The sequence below is a fragment of the Pseudoduganella dura genome (assembly GCF_009727155.1).
Taxonomy (GTDB): domain Bacteria; phylum Pseudomonadota; class Gammaproteobacteria; order Burkholderiales; family Burkholderiaceae_D; genus Rugamonas; species Rugamonas dura.
Genome location: NZ_WNWM01000002.1, coordinates 1,172,396 through 1,199,261, shown reverse-complemented (window position 1 = coordinate 1,199,261; position 26,866 = coordinate 1,172,396). Strand labels below are relative to the sequence as shown.

Genomic DNA, 26,866 nt, shown 5'->3' with positions numbered 1-26,866 from the left:
GCAATCCCTTTGCGCAGCTTCCTGCCAGGAATTTTCAAGCTGTCCGACCGGACCTTGCGCCCGCTCAACCTGCCGAGTCCGCTCGCCGTTACCTTGTACGCCTGAGTCGACGAGGGGAGGTTGCCGATGCGCCACGCTGCCGGGTTCACGTTGCTGGAAGTGCTGATCGCATTGCTCGTGCTGGCGCTCGGCCTGATCGGCGGCACCGCGATGCAGTTGCACGCGATGCGCACGCGTCACGAATCGGCGCTGCTGTCGGCGGCGGTGCAGATCGCGGCGGGCATGGCCGATCGCATGCGCGCCAATGCCGCCCAGGTGCCGGCCGTCTACCTCGGCGTCGATTACGACGCCCATGCCAACCCCGTTCCAGTTGCGCCGGAGTCGACTTGCCGGCTCGGCCCGTGCGATCCGGCCGGGATTGCCCGGCTCGACGTCCATGAACTCGGGCGCCAGGTGCGCGCCGCGTTGCCGGCCGGCCGCGCGCGCATCTGCCGCGATGCGCAAATGTATGCGGGCGGCCGGCTGCGTTGGACGTGCACCGGTGGCGCATCCGACCCGGTCGTCGTCAAGATCGGCTGGCGCGGCAGGCGGCCGGACGGCACGCCGGAGCGCGACGGGCAGGGCGGCCGCGCGCCCGGCGTGGCGGTTGCCGTGGCGGGAGCCTGGCCATGAGGCCGGCGATGAACGGCGGCGCGCCGCGGGCCACGCAGCGCACTATCGGCCGGCCGGCATGCCCCGGTTCCCCGCAGGCCGGCGTGGGCCTCCCCGAGATGCTGGTGGCGCTGGGCCTCGGGCTCGCCGTCACGCTGGCGGCATCGGCGATGCTGCTGCTGGCGAACCGCGATTTCGTGCACCATGCGGCCAATACACGCCTCGATGACGGCGGGCGCTATGCGCTGGAGCTGATCGCCCGGGCAGTGCGGCAGGCGGCATGGTCCGATCTCGAAAGCGGCGCACCGCCGGCCGATGGCGACGCCGGGATCGGCGGCCTGGACAACCGCACGCTGCCGCGAATGGGCGCCGGCTTCGGCGGCGCGCTGGCGGCACCGGATGCCGTGCGCGGCAGCGACGTTCTGGCCGTGCATTTCGGCGGACTCGGCAGCGGCAGCGGCGATGGTTCCGTGGTCGATTGCGCCGGCTTCGCGGTCGGCGGCGGTGAGCCGGGCTGGAGCATTTTTTATGTCGGCGTCGCCGACGACGGCGAGACCGAACTGCGCTGCAAGTACCGTGCGCAGTCGGGCAACTGGAATGCCGATGCGATCGTGCGCGGCGTCGATTCGTTCCAGGTCCTGTACGGCATCGATACCGGCGACCCGCGCGACGGCATTGCCGACCGCTACCTGAACGCCTCCGCGGTCCGGGCACTCGATGCCGGCATGGCGCTGGAAGGCGCGACGCCGGCGGAGCAGGCGCAGGACTTGCGCCGCAAGACCCACTGGAAACGCGTGGCGACGGTGCGCGTGGCGTTGCTGCTGCACGGCGAGGCGCGATCGCGCGCCGGTGCGCCGCCGGTGCGCTACCAGCTGTTCGGCACGCCGGCCGAGGCAGGCGACCCCGGCACCGTGGTTGACGAAGCCACGCTGCCCGTGGCGCTGCGGCTGCGCGCGCGGCGGCTGTTCGAGCAGTCCGTGCAGTTACGCAACCAGGACGGCTGAGGATGTACCGCCGGGAATTGCCGTGCAACCGCGAACGCGGCGTTGCACTGATCGTCACGCTGGTGATGCTGGCGGCCGTCCTGCTGCTGGCGGCAACGGCGGCTGGAATGGCCCTGATGGGCGAAAAGGCGGCGCGCGCCGAGCGGGACCGGCACGTGGCGCTGCAATCTGCGGAGGATGCGCTGATGGATGCGGAACGCGATATCGAGCAAGCCGGCACCGCGCGCGCGGCGCTGCTGGCGGCGCCCACGGACTTCGTGCCCGGTTGCGGCACCGGCGCGGCCCTGGGCCTGTGCGCGGCGGTGGAGGCGGGGGCGCCGCCGCCCTGGCAGGCGGTCGACCTGGCGGACGATGGCGCCGGCGTCGCGCTGGGCCGCTTCACCGGCGCGGCCATGCAGACGGGCGAAGGCGCGCTGCCGATGCGGCGGCCGCGCTACATCATCGAGCGGCGGCCCTACCACCGCCCGGGCGAGGAGGCCGGCACCGCGCCGCGCTTCTATTACCGCGTGACGGCCATCGGTTTCGGCAACCGGGAAGGGGTACACGTCGTGCTGCAGTCGGCCTGGCGCCGTCCCGGCGACTGACCGGGAGAACATGATGCGCAGTCCAAACGACATTGCCCGGCCGCCATCGCGCGGCGCTCCCGGCATCCCGCACCGCCGCGGTGGACGGATCATGCCGCGCCTGGCGCTCGTGCTCGCGCCCGGCCTCATCCTGTTCTGCGCCGCCTGCCTGCCGATGGATGGCGCGAGCACGCCGCCGGTCGCGATCGACGATGCCCCCGCCGCAACGGCATGCGATCCCGGCCGCATCGTGCAGGGGCCGGCGCTGGCCGTTCCCGCGGCGCAGCTGCAACCCTACGGCTCCGTGGCCGCCACGGATGCCGGCGTGGCGCCCGCCGATGCGGCCGTCTTCCGCATGGCGAACGACCTGTCGGCCGCCAGCGGCACACTGACCCGGGCGCCGCTGGTGCGCGGTGAAGACGGCGCCGCCACGCTGCTGGCGCCGCAGTGGGATGCGGCGGCGGTCCTTGCGGCCACGCCGCCGGCCGCGCGCCGTATCTACACGCTCGACCCCGGCGCCCGGCCGCCTGGCGCGACCGTGCCGTTCGAGTGGGCGCGGCTGTCGGCGGCGCAGCGGGCCGCGCTGGACCGGCCGCCCGGCGCGGCGGAGGAGGCGCATGGCGACGGGCTCGGCGCGGACCGCATCGCGTGGCTGCGCGGCGAGCGCGCGCTGGAAGGCGGCACCTTCCGCCGCCGGGCCGGCCTGCTGGGCGATGCGGTGCACAGTGCGCCGCTGTATGTGGGCGCCGGCGCCAACGCGCACGGCGATGCGGCTTATGCCGCGTTCCAAGCGCGAACGCTGCGGCGCCCCGGCGCCGTCTACCTGGGCGCGAACGACGGCATGCTGCATGCCTTCGACGCCGATACCGGTGCCGAACTGTTCGCCTACGTGCCGGCGATGCTGGTGCCGGCGCTGAGCGAACTGCCGGCGCCGGGGTACACGCACCGCGCCTGGGTCGACGGGCCGCTGGGCGCCGGCGAGGCATTCATCCGCGACGCGTGGCGCAGCGTGCTGGTGGCGGCCCCCGGCGCCGGCGCCCAGGGGTTGTTCGCGCTCGACGTGACCGATCCGGCCGGTTTCGATACCGGCCTGGGCGCATTGTGGGAGTTCACGCAGCGCGACGACGCGGCCATCGGCAACGTGATGCAGCCGGCGCAGGTGGGGCGCCTGAAGCTGCGCACCCGCGACGGCGTGCCCCAGTACCGGCACTTCGCGCTCGCCGGCAACGGCTTGAACAGCTACGCCGCGGATGGCGCGCAAGGCGCCCCGCATGGTTCGCTGTTCCTGCTGGCGCTGGACAAGCCGGCGGCCGAACGCTGGCGGCTGGACACCAACTACTACCGCCTCGATACGCCGCCCGGCGATCCCATGCTGCCGTCCGGCCTGGGCGCCCCGGCACTGGTAGCCGACGACAACGGGGTGGTGCGCCATGCCTATGCCGGCGACCTGCAGGGCAACCTGTGGCGCTTCGATTTCACCCGCAACGCGCCGTGGCGCACGAACCCGGCATTGCAGCCGGTATTCTCCGCCCGCGATGCGGCCGGCCGTCCACAGCCGATCACGCAGCCGCCGAAGATCGTGTATGCGGAAGGCGGCGGCTACCTGGTGCTGTTCGGCACCGGCAGCCTGTATGGCAGGGCGGAACGCGATCCGGCGCGCTTCGCGCCGCAGTCGTACTACGCGATCCACGACGACCCGGCCGCCCCGCCGCCGGCCGCGCCGCCGGGCCGTGCCGACCTGCTCGAGCGGCGCCTCGAAGGGCGGGCGGGGGATGCGGACTTTGCCGTCGCCGGCCGGCTGGCCCCGATCGGCGCGGGCGGCCGCGCCAGGGGCTGGTTCCTGGATTTCGCCGGTGGCACCGATGCCGGTACCGGTTCGGGCGAGCGCAGCATCGCCGCCGGCGCGATCGTCGACGGCAAGCTGGTATTCACCACCGTCGTTCCCGGGGCCGATGCCTGCGCGGACAGCGCCAGCCGCCTGTATGTGCTCGATACGCTGGCCGGCCTGCCGGTGGACGGCGGCGGCACGGCATCGGCCCGCGGCGTGACCGGCTTGCTGATGCCCGAGCCGGTGCAGGGCGTGCCGCTGTTGTTGCCTGGTGCCCGCCAGCGCACGCCGCGCGCGCCGGCCGGCCGCGTCGACGTCGGCCGCACGACGGCGATCGTGCCTTTTGGCCCGGCAAGCGGCATGCCGCTTGCCGGGGCCAGCAGCAGTGCCACGTGGCCGGCCGGCCGGCTGGCCTGGCGCGAAGTGGCGAACTGGCACCAGCTGCACCGCGCCGCCGCCGCTCTTTCCCCGCGGGGGCAGCGATGAATGCGCGCGGTGGCTTCACGCTGGTCGAACTGATGGTCGCGCTCGCGGTGGCCGGCGCGCTGGCGGCGGTGGCGTATCCCGGCTACCAGCTGCACGTGATCCGCACCAAGCGCACCGAGGCGCAGGTGGCGCTGCAGGCGGTGATGCACCAGCAGGAGCGCTACTTCACGCAGAACAACCGGTACGTTGCGTTCGGCGCGGGCGTGGACGGGCCCGAAGCACGGCTGTTCCGCTGGTGGTCCGGCGCCACACCCGCCGCCAGCGCCTATGAAATCATCGGCCGGGCCTGCGGCAGCGAAGACATCGCCGACTGCGTGGAACTCGTCGCCATCCCCGGCACCGACCGGGTGGACAACCGCTACAGGGACCCCTCATGCGATCGACTGATCCTCACCAGCACCGGCATGCACCTGGCCACCGGTCCCGCCACCCGCTGCTGGCGCTGAGGCGTTCGCCGGCATTCACGCTGGTGGAAATGCTGGTCGCCGCGAGCATCGCCGCCATCCTGCTGGGCGCGGCGGTGCCGGGCTTTCGCGCGATGCTGGAACGCCACGCGGTGCGTGCCGCCGCCGCCGACCTGCTGGCGGCGCTGCACCTGGCCCGTTCGCAGGCGATCGGCCGCGGCGTGAACATCGTCGTGGCGCCCGTCGATCCGGCCGGCGTGGCCTGGCGCGACGGCTGGGCCGTGTTCGCCGATACCGATGGCGACGCGCGGCCCGGGCCGGGCGAAACGGTGCTGTTCCGGCGCGGCCCGGCACCCGACGGCCTGCGCATCTGGTCGCGGCTGACCCACACTGCGCCGCCCTGGTATGTCGCCTATAATAGTGCGGGCCGCAGTTGCCGCGCCGGCAACAGCCTGGCTGCGAACTGGGGCACGCTGTCACTGCAGCTCGGCAGTGTCCAGCGCAACGTCAAGATCAACATGCTGGGCCGTGCGCGGCTGTGCGACCCGCGGGTGGAATCGGGCTGCGACCCGGCCGGCGAATAGGGACCATGGAAACCAACGATCTTCATCAAGGAGAACCGCGCGTGGAACAGCCGGGTGCGGGCGAGCATGTCGCGGACGACCTTGCCGGCATGCGCCTCGCGCTGCAATGGGCGGAGAAGGGCCTGTACACCACGTCGCCCAACCCGCACATCGGCTGCGTCATCGTGAAGGACGGCGTCGTCATCGGCGCCGGCGTCACGCAGCCGGCAGGGCAGGATCACGCGGAAATCCAGGCGCTCAAGGATGCCGGCCGCCGCGGCATCGACGTGCGCGGCGCCACCGCCTACGTGACGCTGGAGCCGTGCAGCCATTACGGCCGCACCCCGCCGTGCTGCGATGCGCTGGTGCGATCCGGCCTGAAGCGGGTGGTGGCGGCGATGGAAGACCCGAACCCGCTGGTGGCCGGCCGGGGCATGGCGCGGCTGGCGCAGGCCGGCATCGAAGTGTCGTCCGGCCTGCTCGCCGCCGAAGCGCATGAACTGAACATCGGCTTCTTCTCGCGCATGACGCGGCAACTGCCGTGGGTGCGGATGAAAACGGCCGCCAGCCTGGATGGCATGACGGCGCTGCACAACGGCCAGAGCCAGTGGATCACCGGCGAAGCCGCGCGGGCCGATGGCCATGCCTGGCGCGCCCGCGCCTGCGCGATCCTGACCGGCATCGGTACCGTCAAGGCCGACGACCCGCAACTGAACGTGCGCGCGGTGGCCACGCCGCGCCAGCCGCGCCGCATCGTCGTCGACAGCCGGCTCGATATCGATCCGGGGGCCCGCGTGCTGCAGGGCGGCGGCACCTGGGTCGTGTCGGCCGTGACCGATCACGACCGCGAGGCGCGGCTGCGCGATACCGGCGCCGAAATCATCACGCTGCCGAATGCGCACGGCAAGGTCGACCTGGCCGAGCTGATGCGCGAGCTGGCGCGGCGCCAGGTCAATGAACTGCACGTGGAGGCGGGCCTGAAGCTGAACGGCTCGCTGATACGCGAACGGTGTGTCGACGAGCTGCTGCTGTACCTGGCGCCCGCGCTGCTCGGCGATGCGCAGGGCATGTTCGCGCTGCCGGCGCTGGCCGACCTGGCCGGCAAGTACCCGCTGACCTTCCATGAGGCGAAGATGCTGGGCGACGACCTGCGCATCCTGGCCCGCTTCACCCGGACAACCCAGTCAACCAACCAATAAAGAGAGTACCCATGTTTACCGGAATCGTCGCCGCTGTCGGCAACATTGAAACCGTGACCCCGCTGCCTGGCGGCCACGACGCAGGCGTGCGCCTCGTGATCAGGGCGGGCGGCCTGCCGCTGGAAGACGTGGCGCTCGGCGACTCGATCGCCATCAACGGCGCCTGCATGACCGTGGTCGAGAAGGACACCGGCAGCTTTGCCGTCGACGTGTCGCGCGAAAGCCTGAACTGCACGGCGGGGCTGGACGACGTCGGCGAGGTCAACCTGGAAAAGGCGCTGACGCTGAACGAGCGCCTCGGCGGCCACCTGGTGTCCGGCCACGTGGACGGCCTGGGCGTGGTGCGCAAGTTCGAGCCGGTCGGCGAGTCGTGGGAGCTGGTCGTCGAGGCGCCCGCCGCGCTGGGCAAGTACCTGGCGTTCAAGGGCTCGATCGTCGTCAATGGCGTGTCGCTGACCGTCAACCGCGTGGACGACGTGGCCACCGGCTGCCGTTTCTCGATCAACCTGATCCCGCACACGATCGAGGTCACCACGCTCAAGCACCTGCGGGTGGGCAGCAATGTGAACCTGGAGATCGACCTGATCGCCCGCTATGTCGAGCGCATGCTGTCGGCCGGGCAGCGCGTCAGCCGCGTGCAGGACTGACCGGGCCGGCACGCCGATGAGGACCGCGCTGGCCGGCCTGCTCGCCGGACTTCTGTCGGCTGCGAGCGGCACGGCCGCCGCGGCCGGCGGCGCCATGTCGTTCGCTGCCGCGGCCAGCGGCAGCATGCCGCTCGTCTTCGAGCCGGCCGGCCCGCAGAAAATGCCGGGCAAGGAAATCTGCAAGGACAATCCCGCGCTGGCCGCCGGCAACGACACGGCGGCGATGACGGCCTTGCTGTCGGCGCCCGAATACGCGTCGGTGCGGCCGCTGTTCGGGGCCGCGCAGCCGCAGGTGATGTGGTGGATCCGCAGCGCGAAGTCGATGGGCCTGCAGGCGCTGCTCACGGCATTCCATGAAGCGAATCACATGCTGGACTTCGCGCTGTCGGCCTGCCACGGCAACCGCGCCGTGTTCCACTTTCGCGGCGAGATTCACGTGACCGACTACCAGCGCGGCCAGGCTCCCGCGTTCGCGCTGGCCGCCAGCGAAATTCCCGACCATATCAAGCAGCAGCCGGAGGGGCGTTACGCCGTGTACTTCGGCAACCGCAACGTCTACCGCGGCGACTTCTTCCCGCTCATCGACGAACTCAATGCCCACGTGGCCGGCGCCGAGTTCGAGGTGGCGATCGCCGACACGCCGGTGTACCGCGAGATGATGGAGCGCGCCAATTCGATCAACGGCAATATCGGCGGCATGGCCGATTTCATGCTCTACACGGTGGCCTACCTGAAGGCGCTGCGGGCCAGCGATCCGGGCGCGTGGAAACGCCTGGTCGCGCGAAAGAAAATGATGGAACATGTGCAGCGGCTGTGGACCGCCGCCGAAGCCGTGCTGGCCAAGGCGGCGCCGCTGGCGCCGGAGCATGGCGGCCTGTACCAGTACCCGGCGGCCGCGCTGGATGCCGCCTATGCGCCGGCGCTGCTGGCCGAACTCGATGCCGCCGGCATCCGCCATGGCGGGCGGGCGCCGGCGCGCAAGAAGGTTGCCCCGGCCGTTACTTCGCCTTCCTCGGGGCGATGAAATCCTGCAGCACGGCCGCTTTCAGCAGGTCCGGCGGCAGGATGCCCTGGGCGATCACGAAGTCGTTGAATTCCTTCTGCCTGAACCTGTCGCCCAGTTCCATTTCGGCCAGCGTCCGCAACGCGCGCAGCTTCACGTAGCCGTAGTAGTAGGAAGTCGCCTGGCCCGGCAGGCGGTACGAATAGCGGTCCACCTCCGACTGGGCGAACGGCTCCGACAACACCAGTTCCCGCATCAGGAAAGCCTTGGCCTGTTCCGGCGTCATCAGGCCCAGGTTGATCGACGGGTCGAGCATCGCGCGCGCCATGCGCAGCATGCGCATCTGCAATGACACCAGCTGGCTTTCCGGCGGCATGTAAGGCAGCATCAGCGCTTCCGAGTACAGGCCCCAGCCTTCCACGTTCGTGCTGTTGAAGGCGAAGTTGGCACGCGCGATCGACATGCCCTGTTCGACCATCGAAGCGAACTGCAGCTCGTGGCCCGGGCGCGCCTCATGGGCGGACAGGGTCCAGGCCATTGCCTCGAAATTGAAGTCGTCCATCTTGCCCTTCGACTTCGGATTCGACAGCGGAATGACGAATTCGCCGTATTCGCCGGTGTTGCCGATCAGGCGCGGGGGGCTCATGAACGGCGCCGGCATGGCGGCCGATTCGGCCGCGGTGGCGGTGCGGATGAACGGCGCGCGTTCCGGCAGGGTCACGATATCGTGCTTGCGAATCACGTCCTCCATCTCCTGCACGCGCTTGCGGTAGTAGGGCAGCAGCTGGTCGGGCGGCAGCGACGTTTTCTTCAGCTCGCGCATCACGTCGCGATAGTCGCTCGATGCCAGCTTGCGCTGCGCGGCGATCGTCGCGGCGACCGCCTGCATCTGGTCGCGCAGTTCCTGGAAGTCGAAGCTGGCGCGCTCGATCATCTGCTCGGGGGTGATGTCCACGCCCACGTTGACCAGCCGGTCGGTGTACACGGCCGGCGGCAGCCGTACTTCCTTGCGCGTGCGCGGCAGGATGCTCGCGCGGGTCCAGTCGTCATAGGCCTTGACCTGGGTCTTGAGGGTCGCGAAGTCCGCTTCCCAGCCGGTGATCCTTGCCGCCTTGAACAGCTCGGCGATGCCGTCGAGATAGGTCGGGTTGTTGTTCAGGCCATCCTCGACCTCGCCCACGTATGGGCCGACGAGCCCTTTCCGCGCGAGCTGTTCCTCGGTGCGCTGGCGCACCAGCGTGGCGATCGGGGCAAAGCCCGCGTCGCGGCCCACATAGCGCTTCAGGCGCACCAGCGCCGCCTTCTGGCGCTCGGGCTTGTTGCGCGGCTCGAGCAGCACCTGCAGGCCGCCGTACACCAGCTCCGCCACGTTCACGTACGTCACCAGGTGCTGGCGCTGCAGCTTCATCGAGGCGATCTTCTTTTCGCGCGAATCGATCAGGATATCCAGGTCCTGGCGCACCTTCGGATCCTTTTCGGCGGCAAGCTGCGCGCGCAGCGACGCCAGGCGCTTCTCCGTATCGGCCAGTTCGCGCTCGTAGTCGCGCGGCTTGAAATCGGCGACTGCCGTGTCGAATTCCTCGCTTCCCAGCGACGATGCATTCTCCGGCTGGTACCTGCCGGTATCCTGGAGCACCGGCTGGGTATAGGCGTCGCTTTTCGCCACCCAGGCGGGGGCCCCGCTGGCGATGGCGGTGGTGAGAAGCAATGCAGTGAGGGTGGCGATACGGGTGGCGCGTGACATGAACTCCCTTTCAGGTTGAGCGAGGACCCGATTGTATGTCGCACGGCGGCCGGATTGTCATAAACTTGCACCCATGACCGTCGCCGATCTTCGCGAAACACTGCTGTTCCTGCTGCTCGCCGGACTGGCCGTGCCGTTGCTGCAACGGCTGCGCATCGGCCAGATACCGGGTTTCCTGCTGGTGGGCCTGTGCTTCGGCCCGCACGGCCTGGGCACCTGGGCCGGTGCCGCGCCATGGCTGGCCGACATCACGTTCCACGACATCGAGGGCGTCAAGATGTTCGGCGAGCTGGGCATCCTGTTCCTGATGTTCATGATCGGCCTGGAACTATCGCCGGCACGCATCTGGGCGCTGCGGCGCGACGTGTTCGGCACCGGCGTGCTGCAGGTGGCGCTGACGGCCGCCGCGATCGGCGCGATCGCCCTGTGGTTCGGCAATCCCCCGGCGCCGGCATTGACGGTAGGCATCACGCTGGCAATGTCTTCCACCGCCGTCGTCATGCAGCTGCTGAGCCGCGCGCAGGCGCTGGCCACGCCGCTGGGGCAGGCCTGCTTCGGGATCCTGATGCTGCAGGACCTGGCCGTGGTGCCGGTGCTGATCCTCGTCGAAGGCCTGGCCGGCAGCAGCACCGGCGCGGCGCTGTGGTGGACGCTGCTGCTGGCGGTGGCGAAGGCCGCGGCCACGATCGCGCTGGTCTACATCATCGGCCGGCGGCTGGCGCGCCCGCTGTTCGCCGCGTTCGCCGTGCAGCGCCAGCCCGAGGTGTTCGTGGCGCTGATCCTGCTGTTGGCGCTGGGCGTTGCGGCGGCCACCGCGGCGGCCGGCCTGTCGATGGCGCTGGGCGCGCTGCTGGCGGGCCTGCTGCTGGCCGACACCGAATTCCAGTACGAAGTGGAAATGATCGTCGAACCGTTCCGCGGCCTGCTGATGGGCATGTTCTTCATGGCGGTCGGCATGGAGCTGGACTTGCGCATCGTGGCGCAATACCCGTTCTGGCTGCCGGCCTCCGTGCTCGGCCTGCTGGCCGTGAAAGGCGGCGTGATCGCGCTGTTGCTGCTGCGCCGGCTTGGCTGGCGCAGGGCGGCGCAGGCCGGCCTGCTGATGGGGCAGGGAGGCGAGTTCGCCTTCATCATCCTCGGCTACGCGGTCGGTGCCGGACTGCTCGCCGGCGCGACCGGCCAGTTCATGCTGGTACTGGTGACCGCCAGCATGCTCGCCGCGCCCGGCGTGGCGGCCCTGGGAGCGCGCATCGCGCGGCGCGCCGGCAGCGTGGATGCTGCGCAGGAGTCGGCGCAAGACTCGACGCAAAAGCCGGCGCAGCAGGCGTTCCGCGAGGGCCACATCATCATCGGCGGCTATGGCAGGGTAGGGCGACTGGTGGCGGGCGTGCTGGCACGGCAGGGCATCGCATGCGTGGCGGTGGAGCGCGACCATCAGCTCGCGGCCGCCGGTCGGGCGCAGGCGTCCAACGTGTTCTCGGGCGATGCGTCGATGCCGGAGATGATGGAGCGCCTCGGCGTGGGCCGCTCGGCCGGCGTGGTGCTGACGATGGACGATCCGCAGGCCGCCCTGCACGCCACGCGCGCGCTGCGGCGGCAGTATCCGGCGGTGCCGGTCTTTGCCCGGGCACGCGACGAACAGCATGCGCGCCTGCTGAAGGACGCGGGCGCGGCCGGCGTGATTTCCGAAACGGTGGAGTCGGGCCTGCAACTGGCCCATTTTGCGCTCGGCGCCGCCGGCATGCCGGAAGGGGCGGCCGGTTTTCATATCGGGGTCGAACGCGCGGAACGCCTGGCGCGGGTGACGGATGACGGGTCGAAGGATAACGCGTTGAAGGATGACGTTTAAAACGGCAGCAGGGTGGAAAAATAACGGGCCGACGGCGCGTTGCCGCCGGCGGCCCGGTAATGTGCCGGCTCAGCGCATCACAGCAGCGTGGCGTCCAGCGTGATCTCGGCCTTCAGCAGTTTCGATACGGGGCAACCGGCCTTGGCCTTGGCGGCCAGTTCCTGGAATTTCGCGTCGTCGGCACCGGGGATCTTCGCCTGCAGCGTCAGGTGCACGGCGGTGATCGCAAAGCCGTCGTCCTGCTTTTCCAGCGTGACTTCGGCATTCGTTTCCATTTTCTCGGCCGTCAGTCCGGCTTCGCCGAGAATCAGCGACAGCGCCATCGTGAAACAGCCGGCGTGCGCGGCGCCGATCAGTTCCTCGGGATTGGTGCCCGGCTTGCCTTCGAAGCGGCTGGCGAAGCCATATGGATAGTCCTTCAATGCGCCGCTGTGGCTGCTGATCGCGCCTTTGCCATCCTTGATGCCACCGGACCAGACGGCCGAACCGTTCGTCTTCATATCGATCTCCTCAACAGGGTTGGTTGGTAAAGCCCCCGTATCTTAAGCCGGCAGGCGGGGAGCTGACGTCCCGCTTGCGGTAGAGGCCCCGTATTCCCCGCATCCGGTCCGGCCCGATCGTACCGATCGCACCGGCAGCCGCCCGCGAGGCTTGTCGTGCGTCAACTCCTCGTTTGCGACCCGAAAGACGCGCCGGCAAGGTGGAGGAGGTCAGCCGAACCTGGCGGCCGGCACGCCGGCGACCCCGGCCTGCACCGAGAACAGCGCCCCGGCCAGCGGGTCGGCCGCACGCTGCGCCGCATCGAAGCCCTGCCAGGCGCTGGTGATGTACAGCGTCTTCAGGTCGGCGCCGCCGAACGCCACCGACGACGGCTGCGCCACCGGCACCCGGATCGTCGCCAGCAATTCGCCGCCCGGGCTGTAGCGGCACACGCGGCCGCCGCCCCACTGGGCGATCCACACGCAATCCTCGCTGTCGACGGTCATGCCGTCGGGCGAGCCTTCGCCGTCGCCGAACTGGCGCCACAGGTGCGGGGCACCGAGGCTGCCGTCGGCCTTCACTTCATACGCATAGGTGCGGTTCAGGAAGCTGTCGTTGTGGTACATCGTGCCGCCGTCCAGGCTGAACGTGGGGCCATTGCAGATATGGTGTTCGGGCAGTGCCACGTGCAGGCTGCCGTCCGGGTCCAGCCGGAACAGCTTGCCGTCCGGGCGGCTCACGTCGCGCGCGTTCATCGAACCGGCCCAGATCCGGCCGGCCGCGTCGGCCTTCGCGTCGTTCAGGCGGATGCCGGTATCGGCGCCGGGCAGCGCGTGCAGGTATTCGAAGCGGTGCGATCCATCTTCTTCCAGCCACAGGCGCACGATGCCGTCGCGCAGGCCCGCCATGAAGCCGTCCCCATCCTTGCGGGGCACCAGCCAGCACACATGATCCGGCAGCGGCCACGCGTGGCGGGTGCCGTCGGCGCCGGTGCCGGCATCGAGCGCGTGCAGCGTGTTGCCGACCAGGTTGACGAAATACAGGCGGTTCTGTTCGGGAATCCAGACGGGGCCTTCGCCCAGTTCGGCGCCCAGCGGCCACAGGTTTTGCGGGGTCATATCGATCAGCTAGTTGACAGGAAGCGTTAACTTAACCGAAAACTCTTGGCGCGGGGGCGTGCAGGGCGCTACCGATCGGAATTGTGATCGCAGGGGCTGCGCAGGTTATCAGTCCAATGAGCGGTAAGCTGCGCAGCAGTCTGCGCGGCCGGGTGGCCGGCTTACGCGACGCGCCGCGGTTGCGCCAGGTCGAACGCTTCGCGCACCGCCTGCCGCAGCTCGTCGTCGTCCCACGGCTTGGTGAGGAACTTGTAGATGGCGCCGCGGTTGACGGCGTCCATGATCGACGCATGGTCGGCATAGCCGGACAGTAGCATGCGCACCGTGTGCGGGTACATTTCGCGGATGCGCGCCAGCAGCTCGGTGCCGTTCATCTGCGGCATGCGCTGGTCCGAGATGATCACCTGCACATCGTTTAGCGGCAGCAGTTCCAGCGCCTGCACGGCGCTGCTGGCCACCAGCAGGCGCCAGCCTTCGCGGCGGAAGACCCGCTCCAGCGCGCGCAGCACGCCGGGCTCGTCGTCCACCAGCAGCAGCGTGCGCTCGGCCGGCGGCACGGCCGCCAGCGGCGCCAGCGTGCGCTGTTCGCGCAGCAGCGCTTCCAGCCCATCGGCCGGCAGCGGGCGGCTGAACAGGTAGCCCTGGATCTTGTCGCATCCCATGTCGCGCAGGAAGGCCAGCTGGCCTTCCGTTTCCACGCCTTCGGCTACCACCACCAGGTTCAGGCCGTGCGCCAGCGCCGTGGTGGCGCGCGCGATCGCCGCGCTGCGCGGTTCGGTGGTGATGTTGCGCACGAAGGTCTGGTCGATCTTCAGCTTGTCGAGCCGGAAGCGCGACAGGTAGCCCAGCGACGAGTAGCCGGTGCCGAAATCGTCCAGCGAGATCGATACGCCGAGCGCGGCCAGTTCGTTCAGCTGCATCTGCGTGTACTCGCTGTCGTTCATCATCACCGTTTCGGTCAGTTCGACCTCGAGCCAGCGCGGCGCCAGCCCGCTCGCGGCCAGCGCGGCTCGCACCACGTCGGGCAGCGTGCCCGCCGTGAACTGCCGCGCCGACACGTTCACGGCCACCGTCAGCGGCGGCAGGCCGGCCGCCTGCCACGCCTTGTTCTGCCGGCATGCTTCGCCGATGACCCAGTTGCCGATCTCGAGGATCAGGCCGCTGTCCTCGGCCAGCGGGATGAAGTCGCCCGGCGGCACGTTGCCCAGCTCGGCGCTCTGCCAGCGCAGCAGCGCTTCCACGCCGCTCACGCGCCCGTCCGGCAGCGATACCTGCGGCTGGTAATGCAGGCGCAACTCGTTGCGCTCGATCGCATGGCGCAGGTGGATCTCCAGCGACATCCAGCGCAGCGCGTGCGCGTTCATTTCGCCGGTGTAGAAGTGGAAGTTGTTGCGGCCGTTGTCCTTCACGTGCGACAGCGCCACGTCCGCGCCGGTCAGCAGCGCGCCCGGCGTGGCGCCGTCGCGGGGGTAGATGCTGATGCCGACCGAGGCCGTCACGTACAGGTCCTGGCCCGCCAGCTGCACCGGCTCGGCCACCTGTTCCAGCAGCCTGCGCACGGTGACGATGATGTCGTCGACGTTCTGGCAGCGCGTCAGCACCAGCGCGAATTCGTCGGCGCCCAGGTGCGCCAGCGTGTCGCCGGGCGGCACGATGCGCGTTACGCGGCGGGCGATTTCCTGCAGGAGCGCGTCGCCGGTGGGGTGGCCCAGTGCGTCGTTGATGCGCTGCAGCCGGTCGATGTCGAACAGCAGCAGGGCCACCTGCATGCCGTCGTGCTCGGCCGCGGCCATGGCCAGCTGCAGCCGGTCGTTCAGCAGGTTGCGGTTCGGCAGCAGCGTCAGCGGATCGTGGTTGCTGAGGAAATCGAGCTGCGTGTGCGCTTCCTTCAGCGCGCTGATGTCGCTCGATACGGAAACGTAGGCCACCACCTGCTCGCGCTGGTCGCGCACCGCGTTGATGCGCAGCCGCTCCGGGTACACCTGGCCGTTCTTGCGGCGGTTCCAGATCTCGCCGGACCATTGTCCTTCGGTTTCCAGCGCCTGCCACATGGCGCGGTAGAACGCGCCGTCATGCCGGCCCGAGCGCAGCAGCCGCGGGTTCTGGCCCACCACTTCGCGTTCGAGGTAGCCGGTGGTCTGCTCGAACGCGGGATTGACGCCGATGATGCTGCCGCGGGCGTCGGTCATCGTGATGCTGTCCTGCGTGCTGTCGAACACCTGGGCCGACAGCCGCAGCCGCTCCTCGAGCGCGCGGCGCGCCGTGATGTCGCGCAGGATGCTGGTAAAGATCGCCTCGCCGTTCACGTTCACCGCCGACAGCGCCAGTTCGCCGGTGAATTCCTCGCCGTCCTTGCGTTTCAGCGTGAGTTCGACGATGCGGTTGCTGTAGGAGCGCTCGCGGTTCTTGCGGTAGCGCTGCACGCGTTCGCGGTGTGCCGGCAGCGAGCTCTCGGCGATCAGCAGGGTGATCGGCTGCCCCACCATTTCCTGTTCCTTGTAGCCGAACATCGCCTCGGCCGCGCGGTTGAAGTGCAGGATGCGTTCTTCCTGGTCGGTGCCGATGATCGCGTCCGGCGCCGATTGCGTCATTGCCCGGTAGCGTGCCTCGCTGGTGCGCAGCGCCGCATCGGCGCTGCGCCGCGCCGATGCTTCCATCTGCAGCTGCGCCGCGTGCCGCTGCACCACCTCGTACAGGTTCATGTTTTCATAGGCCACGGCGAGCTGCGCGGCCAGCATGCGGATGAACTGTTCGTCGGTGTCGTCGAAACACGCGGCGCCACGGCGGTTGGCCGCGTACAGCCAGCCATACAGGTGGAACTGGTCGCGCACGGCCAGGCCCAGCAGGTTGGCCACCTCCGGGTGGCCGCCCGGCAGCGCCGGCATGTCGCCATCGGCCCGGCAGCGGCGCAGCACGTCGCGCCGGTCCATCATCGCACCGGGGAACGCGCCGCGCTCCACCAGCACCGGCTGCACCAGCGCGGCGTCGATGCCCACCGTTTCCACGTGCTGCACGTCGTTTTCATGCGCGTCGAGCAGGCACAGCACCACGATGTCCGCATGCAGGATCGCATCGGCGGCGGCGCAGAAGCGTCGTGCCATCGCGCCGGCATCGCGTTCGCCGTTCAGGCGCAGCGACAATTCGTGCAAGGCGGCCATCCGCTCGACGGTGCTGTCCGGCGCCCGGGGAGGCGCGGCCGGTGAATCCGGGGACGGCGCCGCGGCCGGCGAAGCGGGGAAGGGCGCCGCAACCGGCGGCGCAAAGAAAAGCGCCGTGGCCGGCGGCGCGACGGCGCGGGCGACTTCGTCGTGCAAGTTGGGGTACGCTTCTTCCAGCCCCAGTTCCAGGTTCACCGCTTCCAGGATGGCCTGGGGTTCGGCCGGCTTGGGCAGCACGGTGCGCACGCCGCAGGCAGTGCCCATCGCCCGCAGTTCGGGCAGCGAATAGGTGGCGGAAAAGAAGATGACCGGCGTATGGGCCAGCTCCGGCGTGGCACGCAGGTGCTGCACGAATTCGTAGCCGTCCATCGTGGGCATCAGGATGTCGGTGATCACCAGGTCGGGGCGATGCCGGTGGCACAGCTCGAGCGCCTGGGCGCCGTCCACGGCTTCGAATACGGTGTGCGACGTGAACCCGAGCAATGTCAGCAGGTAGTCACGGTTGGTGGGGCGGTCGTCGACGATCAGAATGGTGGGCATGATGCCTTTTCGGCAAGTCGGTCCTGTGAAATCATGCTACTCCGCCCTCCTGGCGGCGGGCGCACGCCTGTTGTCCTGTTCGCCGATCATAGCTGCCACTGTCCAGCTTGCCTATAGTTTTGTTGGTTTTCAAACAAGCATGACAGCTTGTTCCACGGTAAATGCCAATGCGAACGGGACAGTGGCGCGGGCGCAGCGGATAGTCGGGTGAAAGCGCGCCAAATCCATTAAAATAGCGGGTTGCGAAACACGCCAAGGATTTATTACATGACTATCTCCAGCACCGAAGAAATCGTCGCCGAGCTGCGCGCCGGGCGCATGGTGATCCTGGTCGATGAAGAAGACCGCGAGAACGAGGGCGACCTGGTGCTGGCGGCGGATTTCGTCACGCCGGAAGCCATCAATTTCATGATCCGCCACGCGCGCGGCCTGGTTTGCCTGACGCTGGCCGAAGAAATCGTCGACCGGCTTGAACTGCCCCTGATGGCCACCCGCAACGGTACTTCGTTCGGCACCAACTTCACGGTATCGATCGAGGCCGCGGAAGGCGTCACCACCGGCATCTCGGCGGCCGACCGCGCCCGCACGATCCAGGTGGCCGTCGCCAAGGGCGCCAAGCCGGAAGACCTGGTGCAGCCGGGCCACATCTTCCCGCTGCGTGCCGTCAAGGGCGGCGTGCTGATGCGCGCCGGCCACACGGAAGCGGGCTGCGACCTGACCGCGATGGCGGGCCTGACGCCAGCCTCGGTGATCTGCGAGATCGTCAAGGACGACGGCACGATGGCGCGCCTGCCGGACCTGCTGGAATTCGGCAAGGAGCACGGCCTCAAGATCGGCACGATCGCCGACCTGATCCACTACCGCAGCGCCAAGGAATGCATGGTCGAACGGGTAGCCGAGCGCGAACTGCGCACGGCGCACGGCGACTTCCGCATGATCGCGTTCCGCGACACCCCGAGCGGTTCGGCCCACCTGGCGCTGGTGCACGGCGACCTGGCCGCGGATGCCGAAGCGCTGGTGCGCGTGCACCAGCCCGTGTCGATCCTGGACCTGCTGGAAACGGAAGCCACCACGCACTCGTGGAACGTGTCGGCCTCGCTGAAAGCCATCAAGGCGGCCGGGCAGGGCGTGATGGTGCTGCTGAACTGCGAGGAAACGGCCGACCAGCTGTTCGGCCAGCTGGCCGCGCTCGACAAGGGCGCCAGGCCGCAGGGCCGTGCCGCCAGCATGGACCTGCGCACCTATGGCATCGGCGCCCAGATCCTGCGCGCCCTCGGCGTGCGCCGCATGAAGCTGCTGGCAAGCCCGCGCAAGATGCCGTCGATGGCGGGCTTCGATCTCGAAGTGACCGGCTACCTGGCCAAACCCGAAGCGTAATCCTTCCATACACTATATAAGAGGCCCATCATGACCGTAGGAACCTACGAAACCAATCTGAACGGCGAAGGCTTGCGCATCGGCATCGTCCAGGCCCGGTTCAACGAAGATGTGTGCCACGGCCTGCTGTCGGCATGCCTGGCCGAGCTGAAACACCTGGGCGTGGCGGACGAGGACGTGCTGCACGTGACCGTGCCGGGCGCGCTGGAAATCCCGCTGGTGCTGCAGAAAATGGCCGAGTCCGGCCAGTTCGACGCGCTGGTGGCACTGGGCGCCGTGATCCGCGGCGAAACGTACCACTTCGAGCTGGTGTCGAACGAATCCGGCGCCGGCATCACCCGCATCGGCCTCGATTTCAGCATCCCCATCGCCAATGCCGTGCTGACCACCGAGAACGACGAGCAGGCCGAAGTGCGCATGGCGGGCAAGGGCGCCGATGCGGCCCGCGTGGCGGTCGAGATGGCGAACCTGGCGATCGCGCTGGAAGAGCTGCAGACCGACGGCGCCGAAGACGAATAAACGACGCAATCATGCGACGAAAGCAATACTGAAGGAACAACCATGAATGATAAAGCTGCGCACGCCAACCCCAGCAAGAGCCGCACGCCGCGCCACCGCGCGCGCGAGTTCGCGCTGCAAGGCCTGTACCAATGGCTGCTGAACAATGAGCCGGCGAAGACGGTCGTCAACAACATCCGCGGCGCCCACGGTTTCGAGAAGGCCGACGGCGATTTCTTCGCGGCGCTGCTGTATGGCACGATCGAGCAATCGGTGGGGCTGCGCGAAGGGTTCGCACCGCTGGTCGACCGCGGCATCAACGAACTGTCGCCGATCGAACACGCCGTGCTGCTGCTCGGTGCCTATGAGCTGAAGAACAACCCGGAAATCCCGTACCGGGTCGTCATCAACGAGGCGGTCGAGCTGGCCAAGTCGTTCGGCGGCATCGACGGCCACAAGTATGTCAACGGCGTGCTCGACAAGCTTGCCCCGCGCCTGCGCGCGGATGAAGTGGCGGCCGACAAGAAGCGCTGATCTTCCCGCCAGCCGCCAACAAAAGAGCCACCTTCGGGTGGCTTTTTCGTTGGCCTGGATCAGTTTCTGAAAATGTTGCCTGAAACCGGGGTCTGACCCCGAATTTTGGAAACATCACCGGCATGCAGGCAATAAAAAAGCCACCGTTCGGTGGCTTCGGTTTGATGACTGGGTCCGATCACAGGCCGGCCAGTTGCTCCGCTTCGGTCTTCGGCGTGGCCGGTTCCGCGGCCTTCGGTTCCGCACTTGCCGTGACGGTGGCCGGGGTGGGCGCGGAAGGGCGGGTGAAGGTCGGCACTTTCTTGCCGGCCGAGACCTGCTTCAGGCGCTTGTATTCGGCCAGGACCTTCGAGCCGTAGCCGTCGTCCGTTTCGAAGGCGGCGGCGCCGACGTAGGTCTTCAGCCCCGCTTCCACCGAGCCGCCGCGCGTCACGTAATCCTTCAGGATCAGCGAGCCGACACGGATATTGGCGACCGGGTTCAGTGCGGCCTGCACGCCGCCCAGGTCCTGGAACTTGTCGTGGTGGACCTTGGACATCACCTGCATCAGGCCTTGCGCGCCCACCGGGCTTTCGGCGAACGGGTTCAGGCCCGATTCGATCGCCATCACGGCCAGGATCAGCAGCGGGTCGATCTTGATTTCGCGCGCCGTCACGTAGGCGGTGGAGACGAGCATGTTGGCCGCGTCGTTGGCCACGCGGTAACGTTTCGACAGCCAGGTGGTGACCCATTGCTGCTGCTTGCGGGTACCCACCAGCGCCTTTTCCTCGGCGGCGCTGAGCGGTTTGTCGACATCGGCGGCGGCGGTGACCGCCGGCGCTTCCATCAGCTCGTGCAGCGGCGGTGCCGCGACGGTGGCTGCCACGGGAGCGGGCATGGGGGGCGCTGGATGGGCCAGCGATTGCGTCAGCGTGCGTGCCAGGTCCGGACGGGCCCACAGCACGGCGATGATGACGATGGCGGACACGCCGAACAGTGTGAAGGCGTGTTGCGCGGTGGTGAAAATGCTGCGCACGGAGATGCGCTGCGCGCCGAAGCGCGCGACCGGTCCGGAGACCAGCGAACGGGTGGCCAGGGCCAACCCAGTGAAACGATTATCCATAGAACTCCCTGCAATGACCGTAAAAGCATGCCCCCGCCGCGCGCAGTCGCGCGACACCGTTGCTGTGCAATTGCCGTGCATCAGATGTGTTATCGTCCGCCGCCGCCGGGAAGCGCGCGAGCTGGAACGCCTTCATTGCTTGCCAGAGCTGATTGTTTGTTTGAATCAGTCGCAATACAACTTTGTTCGGGGAGGTAAGGTCAAAAGCCGGTTCAGACTGAACCCAGGCTTGAAACCGGTAAGGCAGACGCCTTGGGAGAACACTCCTTAAAATGTTTGTGGAGCCCCGACTCCGTGAATGAATGAGCGACACGTAGTTGGCATTTTTGCCATGTCCTCTTCAAGTAGGTCGAATTGTAGAAGGCGTTTTATATCAAGTCAATACTAACGCGAGCGTTCTTTATAACTTTTGGATATGACATTGTGTGACGTGCATTAGCAAATTCCAATAGAATCAAGCACTTGTCCGGATTGCCACAGTCCGGCCGTCGAACCAGAAAAAAACGTAAAATTTGTATGAAATATTCAGATCTGCGAGATTTTATTGCCCAGTTGCAAAAAATTGGCGAACTTAAGACAATTTCGTTGCCAGTTTCACCACATTTGGAGATGACGGAAGTCTGCGACCGCACCTTGCGGGCCGGCGGGCCGGCTCTGCTGTTTCAAAATCCGACAAATTTCGCTATCCCGGTGCTGGGTAACCTGTTCGGTACCACGCGCCGCGTGGCGCTCGGCATGGGCGCCGAAAACATGAGCGAGCTGCGCCGCATCGGCCACGTGCTGGCGCGGCTGAAGGAGCCGGAACCGCCGAAGGGTTTCAAGGACATCATGGACATGGGCTCGCTGGTGAAAGCCGTGTGGGACATGGCGCCGAAGGAGCTGCGCGGCGCGCCGTGCCAGGAGATCGTCTGGGAAGGCAACGACGTCGACCTGGGCCGGCTGCCGATCCAGCACTGCTGGCCCGGCGACGTGGCGCCGCTGATCACGTGGGGCCTCGTCATCACCAAGGGGCCGAACAAGAAGCGCCAGAACCTGGGCATCTACCGGCAGCAGGTGCTGGGCCGGAACAAGGTCATCATGCGCTGGCTGGCGCACCGGGGCGGGGCGCTCGACTTCCGCGAGCATTGCATCCGCAATCCCGGCCAGCCTTACCCCGTGGCCGTGGCGCTGGGCGCCGATCCGGCCACGATTCTCGGCGCGGTGACGCCGGTACCGGATACCCTGTCCGAATACCAGTTCGCCGGCCTGCTGCGCGGCAGCCGCACGGAACTGGTCAAGGCGATCGGCAGCGAACTGCGCGTGCCGGCATCGGCCGAGATCGTACTGGAAGGGCACATCTATCCGGACGAAAACCATCCGTCCGGCTATGAACACGCGCTCGAGGGCCCGTATGGCGACCACACCGGTTACTACAACGAGCAGGATTCGTTTCCCGTGTTTACGATCGACCGCATCACGATGCGCCGCGACCCGATCTATCACTCCACGTATACAGGCAAGCCGCCCGACGAGCCGGCGGTGCTGGGCCTGGCGCTGAACGAGGTATTCGTGCCGCTGCTGCAAAAGCAGTTTACCGAGATTACCGATTTCTACCTGCCGCCGGAAGGCTGCAGCTACCGGATGGCGGTTGTGCAGATCCGCAAGCAGTACGCGGGGCATGCGAAACGGGTGATGTTCGGCGTGTGGAGCTTCCTGCGCCAGTTCATGTACACGAAGTTCATCGTCGTCGTCGACGAGGATGTCGACATCCGCGACTGGAAAGAAGTGATCTGGGCGATCACCACGCGCGTCGACCCGACCCGCGACACCACGCTGGTCGACCACACGCCGATCGACTACCTCGACTTCGCTTCCCCGATCAGCGGCCTGGGCAGCAAGATGGGCATCGACGCCACCAACAAATGGCCCGGCGAAACCACCCGCGAGTGGGGCACGACGATCGCCATGACACCCGAGGTGAAACGCAAGGTGGACGATATCTGGCAGCAGCTGGGCCTGTAGTTTCCACTCTTGCGCCGGACAGGGTATAATGACGTCTGGCGGGCCCCTGCGCATTGCGGCATGGTTTACCTGGTCAGGTCGGGAACGAAGCAGCCAAAGCCGTTCACCGCAAGTGCCGCAGATCAGGCTCGCCTCCCGAATTTCAGAAAAAGCTGCCCCGGCAGCTTTTTTTACGCCTCTTGTAAGCCTCTTGTAAGCCTCTTGATGTCCAGCTCGTGTCCACCATGGGGTCAACCCCACGGTGGACACGAACCCGGCCGCGGCAGGGGCGGTCCTATTGTTGGCCTCACGCCGGCCGGTCTGCGGTAAAATCCCGGCATGTCCTATCAAGTCCTCGCTCGCAAGTATCGTCCCCGCAACTTTGAAACGCTCGTCGGCCAGGAGCACGTCGTGCGCGCGCTGACGCATGCGCTGGGGTCGGGGCGGCTGCATCACGCCTACCTGTTTACCGGCACGCGCGGGGTCGGCAAGACCACGCTGTCGCGCATCCTGGCGAAATCGCTCAACTGCATCGGGCCGGACGGCAACGGCGGCATCACCGCCACGCCGTGCGGCGTCTGCGAGGCGTGCGTGGCGATCGACGGCGGCCGCTTCGTCGACTATATAGAGATGGATGCCGCGTCGAACCGCGGCGTGGACGAAATGGCGCAGCTGCTCGAGCAGGCTGTCTACGCGCCGAGCAACGCGCGCTTCAAGGTCTACATGATCGACGAGGTGCACATGCTGACGAACCACGCTTTCAACGCGATGCTGAAAACGCTGGAAGAGCCGCCCGAGCACGTGAAGTTCATCCTGGCGACGACCGATCCGCAAAAGATACCCGTCACGGTGCTGTCGCGCTGCCTGCAGTTCAACCTGAAGCAGATGCCGCCGGGGCACATCGTCGGCCACCTGGAAAACATCCTCGGCCAGGAAGGCGTGACCTTCGAGCAGCCCGCGTTGCGCCTGCTGGCGCAGGGCGCCCACGGCTCGATGCGCGATGCGCTGTCGCTGACCGACCAGGCGATCGCCTACGCGGCCGGCGCCGTCACGCTCGATGCGGTGCAGGGCATGCTGGGCGCGCTGGACCAGTCCTACCTGGTGCGCCTGCTCGATGCGCTGGCGAACCGCGATGGCGCCGACCTGATGGCCGTGGCCGACGAGATGGCCAGCCGCAGCCTGTCGTACAACGGCGCGCTGCAGGACCTGGGCACTCTGCTGCACCGGATCGCGCTGGCGCAGACGGTGCCGGCGGCCGTGCCGCAAGACCTGCCCGAATACGCGGACATCATCCGCCTGGCCGCCGGATTCGACGCGGAAGAAGTGCAGCTGTATTACCAGATCGCGGTGCACGGGCGTAACGAACTGGGCCTCGCACCGGACGAATATGCCGGCTTCTCGATGACGCTGCTGCGGATGCTGGCCTTTCGCCCCGGCGTCGGTGGTGCCGAGGCCGGCCCGTCCGGCGCGCCCGCCGCCACGTTGACCGGGGCCCGCCCGGCCGCGGGCGGTTCGCCGGTCCGCGCCGCTGCATCAGCAGTACCGGCAGCGGCACCGGTCGCGCCGCGCGCCGCCAGCGCCGCCGCCGTCAGCCATGCCTCCGCCAGCGCGCCGCATCCGGCCGTGGTGGCCGGCTCCGCGCAGCGTGCCGCCACACCGGCACCGGCACCCACCCCGGCCCCGGCCCGGCCGGCACCCGCGGCCGCCGCGCCGGTGCGCCCGGCCGGCCCCGTAAGCACGGCGCGCGCGGCGATCAATGCCGCGCTCGAGGCGTCCCGCGCGGCCACCGCGGCACGCACCGGGGCCCGACCGCCGATGAAGATCGGCACGCCGGAAGCCGAACCGGCGTCGTCGCCGGTGTCGCCGCCTTTGCCGCACACTGCCGCGCAGGCCAGGCCCGCGCCATGGGAAGACGCGCAGGCGCAAGGCGAAGCCGCCGTGCTCGAAGCGCCGCCGGCGGTGCAGCCGCAGGCGCGCCAGGCGCCGCCGCGGCAGCAGGACGACGACCTGCCGCCGTGGGTGACGGAATTCTCGGACGACAGCGCCATGGCGTCTCCATCCGCGAGCGCGCCGCCGGCACCGTATCGCGACAATGCGCGCGCCGAAGCACCGGCTTCGCAGTATCGTGCCGATGCGCGCGCCCAGGCGCCCACGGTTGGCGCCCAGCCTGCACCGGCCGTTGCCCCCCAGCCCGCGCCGGCGGCTGCCCGCCAGCCAGTGCCGGCACAGGCACCGTATGCCTACGTGATCACACCCGTTCCCGCACTGGCGTGGGACGGCAACTGGCCGCTGCTGGCCGCGCACCTGCCGCTGCGCGGCGTGGCGCAGCAGCTGGCCGCCCAGTCCGAACTGATCGACTGCACGATCGACGGCAACGCCGCCGTGTTCCGCCTGCGCTGCCCGATCGACACATGGCGCACGCCGCCGAACGTGGAAAAACTGACGGCCGCGCTGGCCGAGCGTTTCGATCGCGTGGTGCGCGTCGAAACGGAGCTCGGTCCGGTGTGGTACACCACGTCCGCCGAGCAGCAGGTGCACCGCGAAGCGTGCCAGCGCCAGGCCGAGGACACGGTCAACGGCGATCCGTTCGTGCAGGCGCTGGTGCGCGAATTCGGCGCCTTCGTCGTGCCCGGCTCGATCGTGGCACCCGTCACGCCGGCTCACTGAGCGGTTCACCCGACAACAACACAGGCAGCCTGACAGGCGGCTCACTGAAGCGGATCACTGAAGCGGATCATTGAAGCCAGCCCACCAATCATTTCAACCGATACGGAGAAAACCATCATGATGAAGAACCAGATCGCCGGCCTGATGAAACAGGCGCAAGCAATGCAGGACAACATGAAGAAGGCGCAGGAATCGCTGGCCCTGATCGAAGTGGAAGGCCAGTCCGGCGCCGGCCTGGTGAAGGTCGTGATGACCTGCAAGAACGATGTCAAGCGCGTGTCGATCGACCCGTCGCTGCTGGCCGACGACAAGGACATGCTGGAAGACCTGGTCGCCGCCGCCTTCAACGACGCCGTGCGCAAGGCCGAAGCCACCGCCGCCGAGAAAATGAGCGGCCTGACCTCCGGCATGAACCTGCCGGCCGGCTTCAAGATGCCGTTCTGACGCTGGCACCGGGCGCGCCATGTTCATCGTCACGCTGACCTACCTGAAGCCCAACGAGGAAATCGACGCTCTGCTCGCCGCGCACCGCGCGTTCCTGCGGCAGCAGTATGCGAACGGCACGTTCGTGATGTCGGGCCGGATGGTGCCGCGCACCGGCGGCATCATCATCGCCAACGCCGACAGCCGCGCGGATGTGGAGGCGGTGATCGAACTCGACCCGTTCCGGCAGGCCGGCGCGGCCAGCTATGCGATCATCGAATTCGTGCCAACGATGGCGGCGGACGGCCTGGAAACCTTCCTGCCCGACCGCCAGGCCTGACGGCGCGGCCCGATCGATGACGAACCCGAGAATGGTCTATTGAAGCATGGCGAAATCGCTGGAGTTCCTCACGGAGGCGTTGCGCCGCTTGCCGGGCGTGGGTCCGAAATCGGCGCAGCGCATGGCGTTCCACCTGCTGCAGCATGACCGCGAAGGGGCGGCGATGCTGTCGCGCGCGCTGTACCAGGCCGTGGAATCGGTCAACCACTGCGCGCTGTGCAATACCTTCACCGAAGCGGAGGTGTGCGACATGTGCGCCGACGAGGCGCGCGATCACCGCCTGCTGTGCGTTGTCGAAACGCCGGCCGACCAGGTGATGATCGAGCAGACGCTCACATACAAGGGCCTGTACTTCGTGCTGATGGGCCGCCTGTCGCCGCTGGACGGCATCGGCCCGAAGGACATCCACCTGGAAAAACTGCTCGCCCGCGCCGCCGACGGTGTCGTGGCCGAAGTGGTGCTGGCCACCAACTTCACCAACGAGGGCGAAGCCACCGCGCATTACATCAGCGAGATGCTGAAGGCGCGCGGCCTGCAGGTCAGCCGGCTCGCCCGCGGCGTGCCGGTGGGCGGCGAGCTCGAATACGTGGATGCCGGCACGATCGCGCGGGCGATGCTGGACCGGCGCAGTACCTGACGCAATCAGGAACCAGAGGCAAAATAATCGGGACGGGCCCTGTTTTTCAGGAAATTTCCTGAAAAACAGGG

Annotated in this window: 23 protein-coding genes and 1 other RNA gene; 19 read left to right on the top strand and 5 right to left on the bottom strand. The window is 68.1% G+C overall.

Annotation, left to right across the window (positions count from 1 at the left end; all coding sequences use genetic code 11):
* Positions 1 to 126: 126 nt before the first annotated feature.
* The 9 genes from pilV (at position 127) to GJV26_RS05420 (ending at position 8,369) form a co-directional block, all read left to right on the top strand.
* A complete protein-coding gene (pilV, locus tag GJV26_RS05460) occupies positions 127 to 672 on the top strand; it encodes a type IV pilus modification protein PilV (RefSeq protein ID WP_155707939.1) in 546 nt (181 codons plus the stop codon).
* The gene (locus GJV26_RS05455; protein ID WP_229419181.1) at positions 669 to 1,655 is read left to right on the top strand and encodes a PilW family protein; all 987 of its coding nucleotides are present in this window, start codon (positions 669 to 671) and stop codon (positions 1,653 to 1,655) included. The genes pilV and GJV26_RS05455 overlap by 4 nt, the downstream gene beginning before the upstream one ends.
* Before the next feature lie 2 nt (positions 1,656 to 1,657).
* On the top strand, positions 1,658 to 2,239 hold the full coding sequence (locus tag GJV26_RS05450; RefSeq protein ID WP_155707938.1) for a pilus assembly PilX family protein: 582 nt from the start codon (positions 1,658 to 1,660) through the stop codon (positions 2,237 to 2,239).
* A gap of 10 nt (positions 2,240 to 2,249) precedes the next feature.
* Entirely contained in the window at positions 2,250 to 4,532 is a 2,283-nt protein-coding gene (locus GJV26_RS05445) for a pilus assembly protein (protein ID WP_155707937.1), read from the top strand.
* The gene (locus tag GJV26_RS05440) at positions 4,529 to 4,978 is read left to right on the top strand and encodes a type IV pilin protein (RefSeq protein WP_155707936.1); all 450 of its coding nucleotides are present in this window, start codon (positions 4,529 to 4,531) and stop codon (positions 4,976 to 4,978) included. The genes GJV26_RS05445 and GJV26_RS05440 overlap by 4 nt, the downstream gene beginning before the upstream one ends.
* Entirely contained in the window at positions 4,906 to 5,520 is a 615-nt protein-coding gene (locus GJV26_RS05435; RefSeq protein ID WP_155707935.1) for a GspH/FimT family pseudopilin, read from the top strand. Before GJV26_RS05440 ends, GJV26_RS05435 begins: the two co-directional genes overlap by 73 nt.
* Positions 5,521 to 5,609: 89 nt before the next feature.
* Positions 5,610 to 6,698 carry a bifunctional diaminohydroxyphosphoribosylaminopyrimidine deaminase/5-amino-6-(5-phosphoribosylamino)uracil reductase RibD gene (ribD, locus tag GJV26_RS05430; RefSeq protein WP_155712265.1) on the top strand — a complete coding sequence of 363 codons (1,089 nt, stop codon included), beginning with the start codon at positions 5,610 to 5,612 and terminating at the stop codon, positions 6,696 to 6,698.
* 11 nt (positions 6,699 to 6,709) lie between these two features.
* A complete protein-coding gene (locus tag GJV26_RS05425) occupies positions 6,710 to 7,345 on the top strand; it encodes a riboflavin synthase (protein WP_155707934.1) in 636 nt (211 codons plus the stop codon).
* A gap of 16 nt (positions 7,346 to 7,361) precedes the next feature.
* Positions 7,362 to 8,369 (top strand): hypothetical protein, encoded by a 1,008-nt coding sequence (locus GJV26_RS05420; RefSeq protein ID WP_155707933.1) that lies wholly within the window; start codon positions 7,362 to 7,364, stop codon positions 8,367 to 8,369.
* On the opposite strand, the gene GJV26_RS05415 is transcribed toward GJV26_RS05420, so the two are convergent.
* Complete coding sequence (locus tag GJV26_RS05415; RefSeq protein ID WP_155707932.1) at positions 8,344 to 10,092, bottom strand: DUF885 domain-containing protein; 1,749 nt, start codon at positions 10,090 to 10,092, stop codon at positions 8,344 to 8,346. The two genes, GJV26_RS05420 and GJV26_RS05415, sit on opposite strands and share 26 nt — an antisense overlap.
* A gap of 73 nt (positions 10,093 to 10,165) precedes the next feature.
* Here GJV26_RS05415 and GJV26_RS05410 point away from each other — a divergent pair, with 73 nt between their 5' ends.
* Positions 10,166 to 11,941 (top strand): cation:proton antiporter domain-containing protein, encoded by a 1,776-nt coding sequence (locus tag GJV26_RS05410; protein WP_155707931.1) that lies wholly within the window; start codon positions 10,166 to 10,168, stop codon positions 11,939 to 11,941.
* A gap of 77 nt (positions 11,942 to 12,018) precedes the next feature.
* On the opposite strand, the gene GJV26_RS05405 is transcribed toward GJV26_RS05410, so the two are convergent.
* The 3 genes from GJV26_RS05405 to GJV26_RS29875 form a co-directional block, all read right to left on the bottom strand.
* Positions 12,019 to 12,441: an OsmC family protein gene (locus tag GJV26_RS05405; protein WP_155707930.1), complete on the bottom strand. Its 423-nt coding sequence runs from the start codon at positions 12,439 to 12,441 to the stop codon at positions 12,019 to 12,021.
* Positions 12,442 to 12,651: 210 nt separating this feature from the next.
* Entirely contained in the window at positions 12,652 to 13,539 is an 888-nt protein-coding gene (locus GJV26_RS05400; protein WP_155707929.1) for an SMP-30/gluconolactonase/LRE family protein, read from the bottom strand.
* A gap of 161 nt (positions 13,540 to 13,700) precedes the next feature.
* On the bottom strand, positions 13,701 to 17,237 hold the full coding sequence (locus GJV26_RS29875) for an EAL domain-containing protein (RefSeq protein WP_189442314.1): 3,537 nt from the start codon (positions 17,235 to 17,237) through the stop codon (positions 13,701 to 13,703).
* 267 nt (positions 17,238 to 17,504) lie between these two features.
* Here GJV26_RS29875 and ribBA point away from each other — a divergent pair, with 267 nt between their 5' ends.
* From ribBA to nusB, 3 genes are read left to right on the top strand one after another with little or no spacing between them, the layout of a single operon-like run.
* Complete coding sequence (gene ribBA / locus GJV26_RS05380; RefSeq protein ID WP_155707928.1) at positions 17,505 to 18,614, top strand: bifunctional 3,4-dihydroxy-2-butanone-4-phosphate synthase/GTP cyclohydrolase II; 1,110 nt, start codon at positions 17,505 to 17,507, stop codon at positions 18,612 to 18,614.
* A 30-nt stretch (positions 18,615 to 18,644) separates the two neighbouring features.
* Positions 18,645 to 19,133: a 6,7-dimethyl-8-ribityllumazine synthase gene (gene ribH / locus GJV26_RS05375; protein WP_155707927.1), complete on the top strand. Its 489-nt coding sequence runs from the start codon at positions 18,645 to 18,647 to the stop codon at positions 19,131 to 19,133.
* A gap of 42 nt (positions 19,134 to 19,175) precedes the next feature.
* The gene (gene nusB / locus GJV26_RS05370) at positions 19,176 to 19,646 is read left to right on the top strand and encodes a transcription antitermination factor NusB (RefSeq protein WP_155707926.1); all 471 of its coding nucleotides are present in this window, start codon (positions 19,176 to 19,178) and stop codon (positions 19,644 to 19,646) included.
* Positions 19,647 to 19,824: 178 nt separating this feature from the next.
* On the opposite strand, the gene GJV26_RS05365 is transcribed toward nusB, so the two are convergent.
* A complete protein-coding gene (locus tag GJV26_RS05365) occupies positions 19,825 to 20,748 on the bottom strand; it encodes a lytic transglycosylase domain-containing protein (protein ID WP_155707925.1) in 924 nt (307 codons plus the stop codon).
* 516 nt (positions 20,749 to 21,264) lie between these two features.
* On the opposite strand from GJV26_RS05365, the gene ubiD reads away from it, so the two are divergent.
* The 6 genes from ubiD (at position 21,265) to recR (ending at position 26,795) form a co-directional block, all read left to right on the top strand.
* A complete protein-coding gene (gene ubiD / locus GJV26_RS05360; RefSeq protein ID WP_155707924.1) occupies positions 21,265 to 22,749 on the top strand; it encodes a 4-hydroxy-3-polyprenylbenzoate decarboxylase in 1,485 nt (494 codons plus the stop codon).
* A gap of 37 nt (positions 22,750 to 22,786) precedes the next feature.
* Positions 22,787 to 22,885, top strand: an RNA gene (gene ffs, locus GJV26_RS05355) — signal recognition particle sRNA small type.
* A gap of 182 nt (positions 22,886 to 23,067) precedes the next feature.
* Positions 23,068 to 25,395 (top strand): DNA polymerase III subunit gamma/tau, encoded by a 2,328-nt coding sequence (gene dnaX / locus GJV26_RS05350; RefSeq protein WP_155707923.1) that lies wholly within the window; start codon positions 23,068 to 23,070, stop codon positions 25,393 to 25,395.
* A 117-nt stretch (positions 25,396 to 25,512) separates the two neighbouring features.
* The gene (locus tag GJV26_RS05345; protein ID WP_155707922.1) at positions 25,513 to 25,839 is read left to right on the top strand and encodes a YbaB/EbfC family nucleoid-associated protein; all 327 of its coding nucleotides are present in this window, start codon (positions 25,513 to 25,515) and stop codon (positions 25,837 to 25,839) included.
* A 19-nt stretch (positions 25,840 to 25,858) separates the two neighbouring features.
* Entirely contained in the window at positions 25,859 to 26,158 is a 300-nt protein-coding gene (locus GJV26_RS05340) for a YciI family protein (protein ID WP_155707921.1), read from the top strand.
* 46 nt (positions 26,159 to 26,204) lie between these two features.
* A complete protein-coding gene (gene recR / locus GJV26_RS05335; protein ID WP_155707920.1) occupies positions 26,205 to 26,795 on the top strand; it encodes a recombination mediator RecR in 591 nt (196 codons plus the stop codon).
* The last annotated feature ends 71 nt before the right edge of the window (positions 26,796 to 26,866 follow it).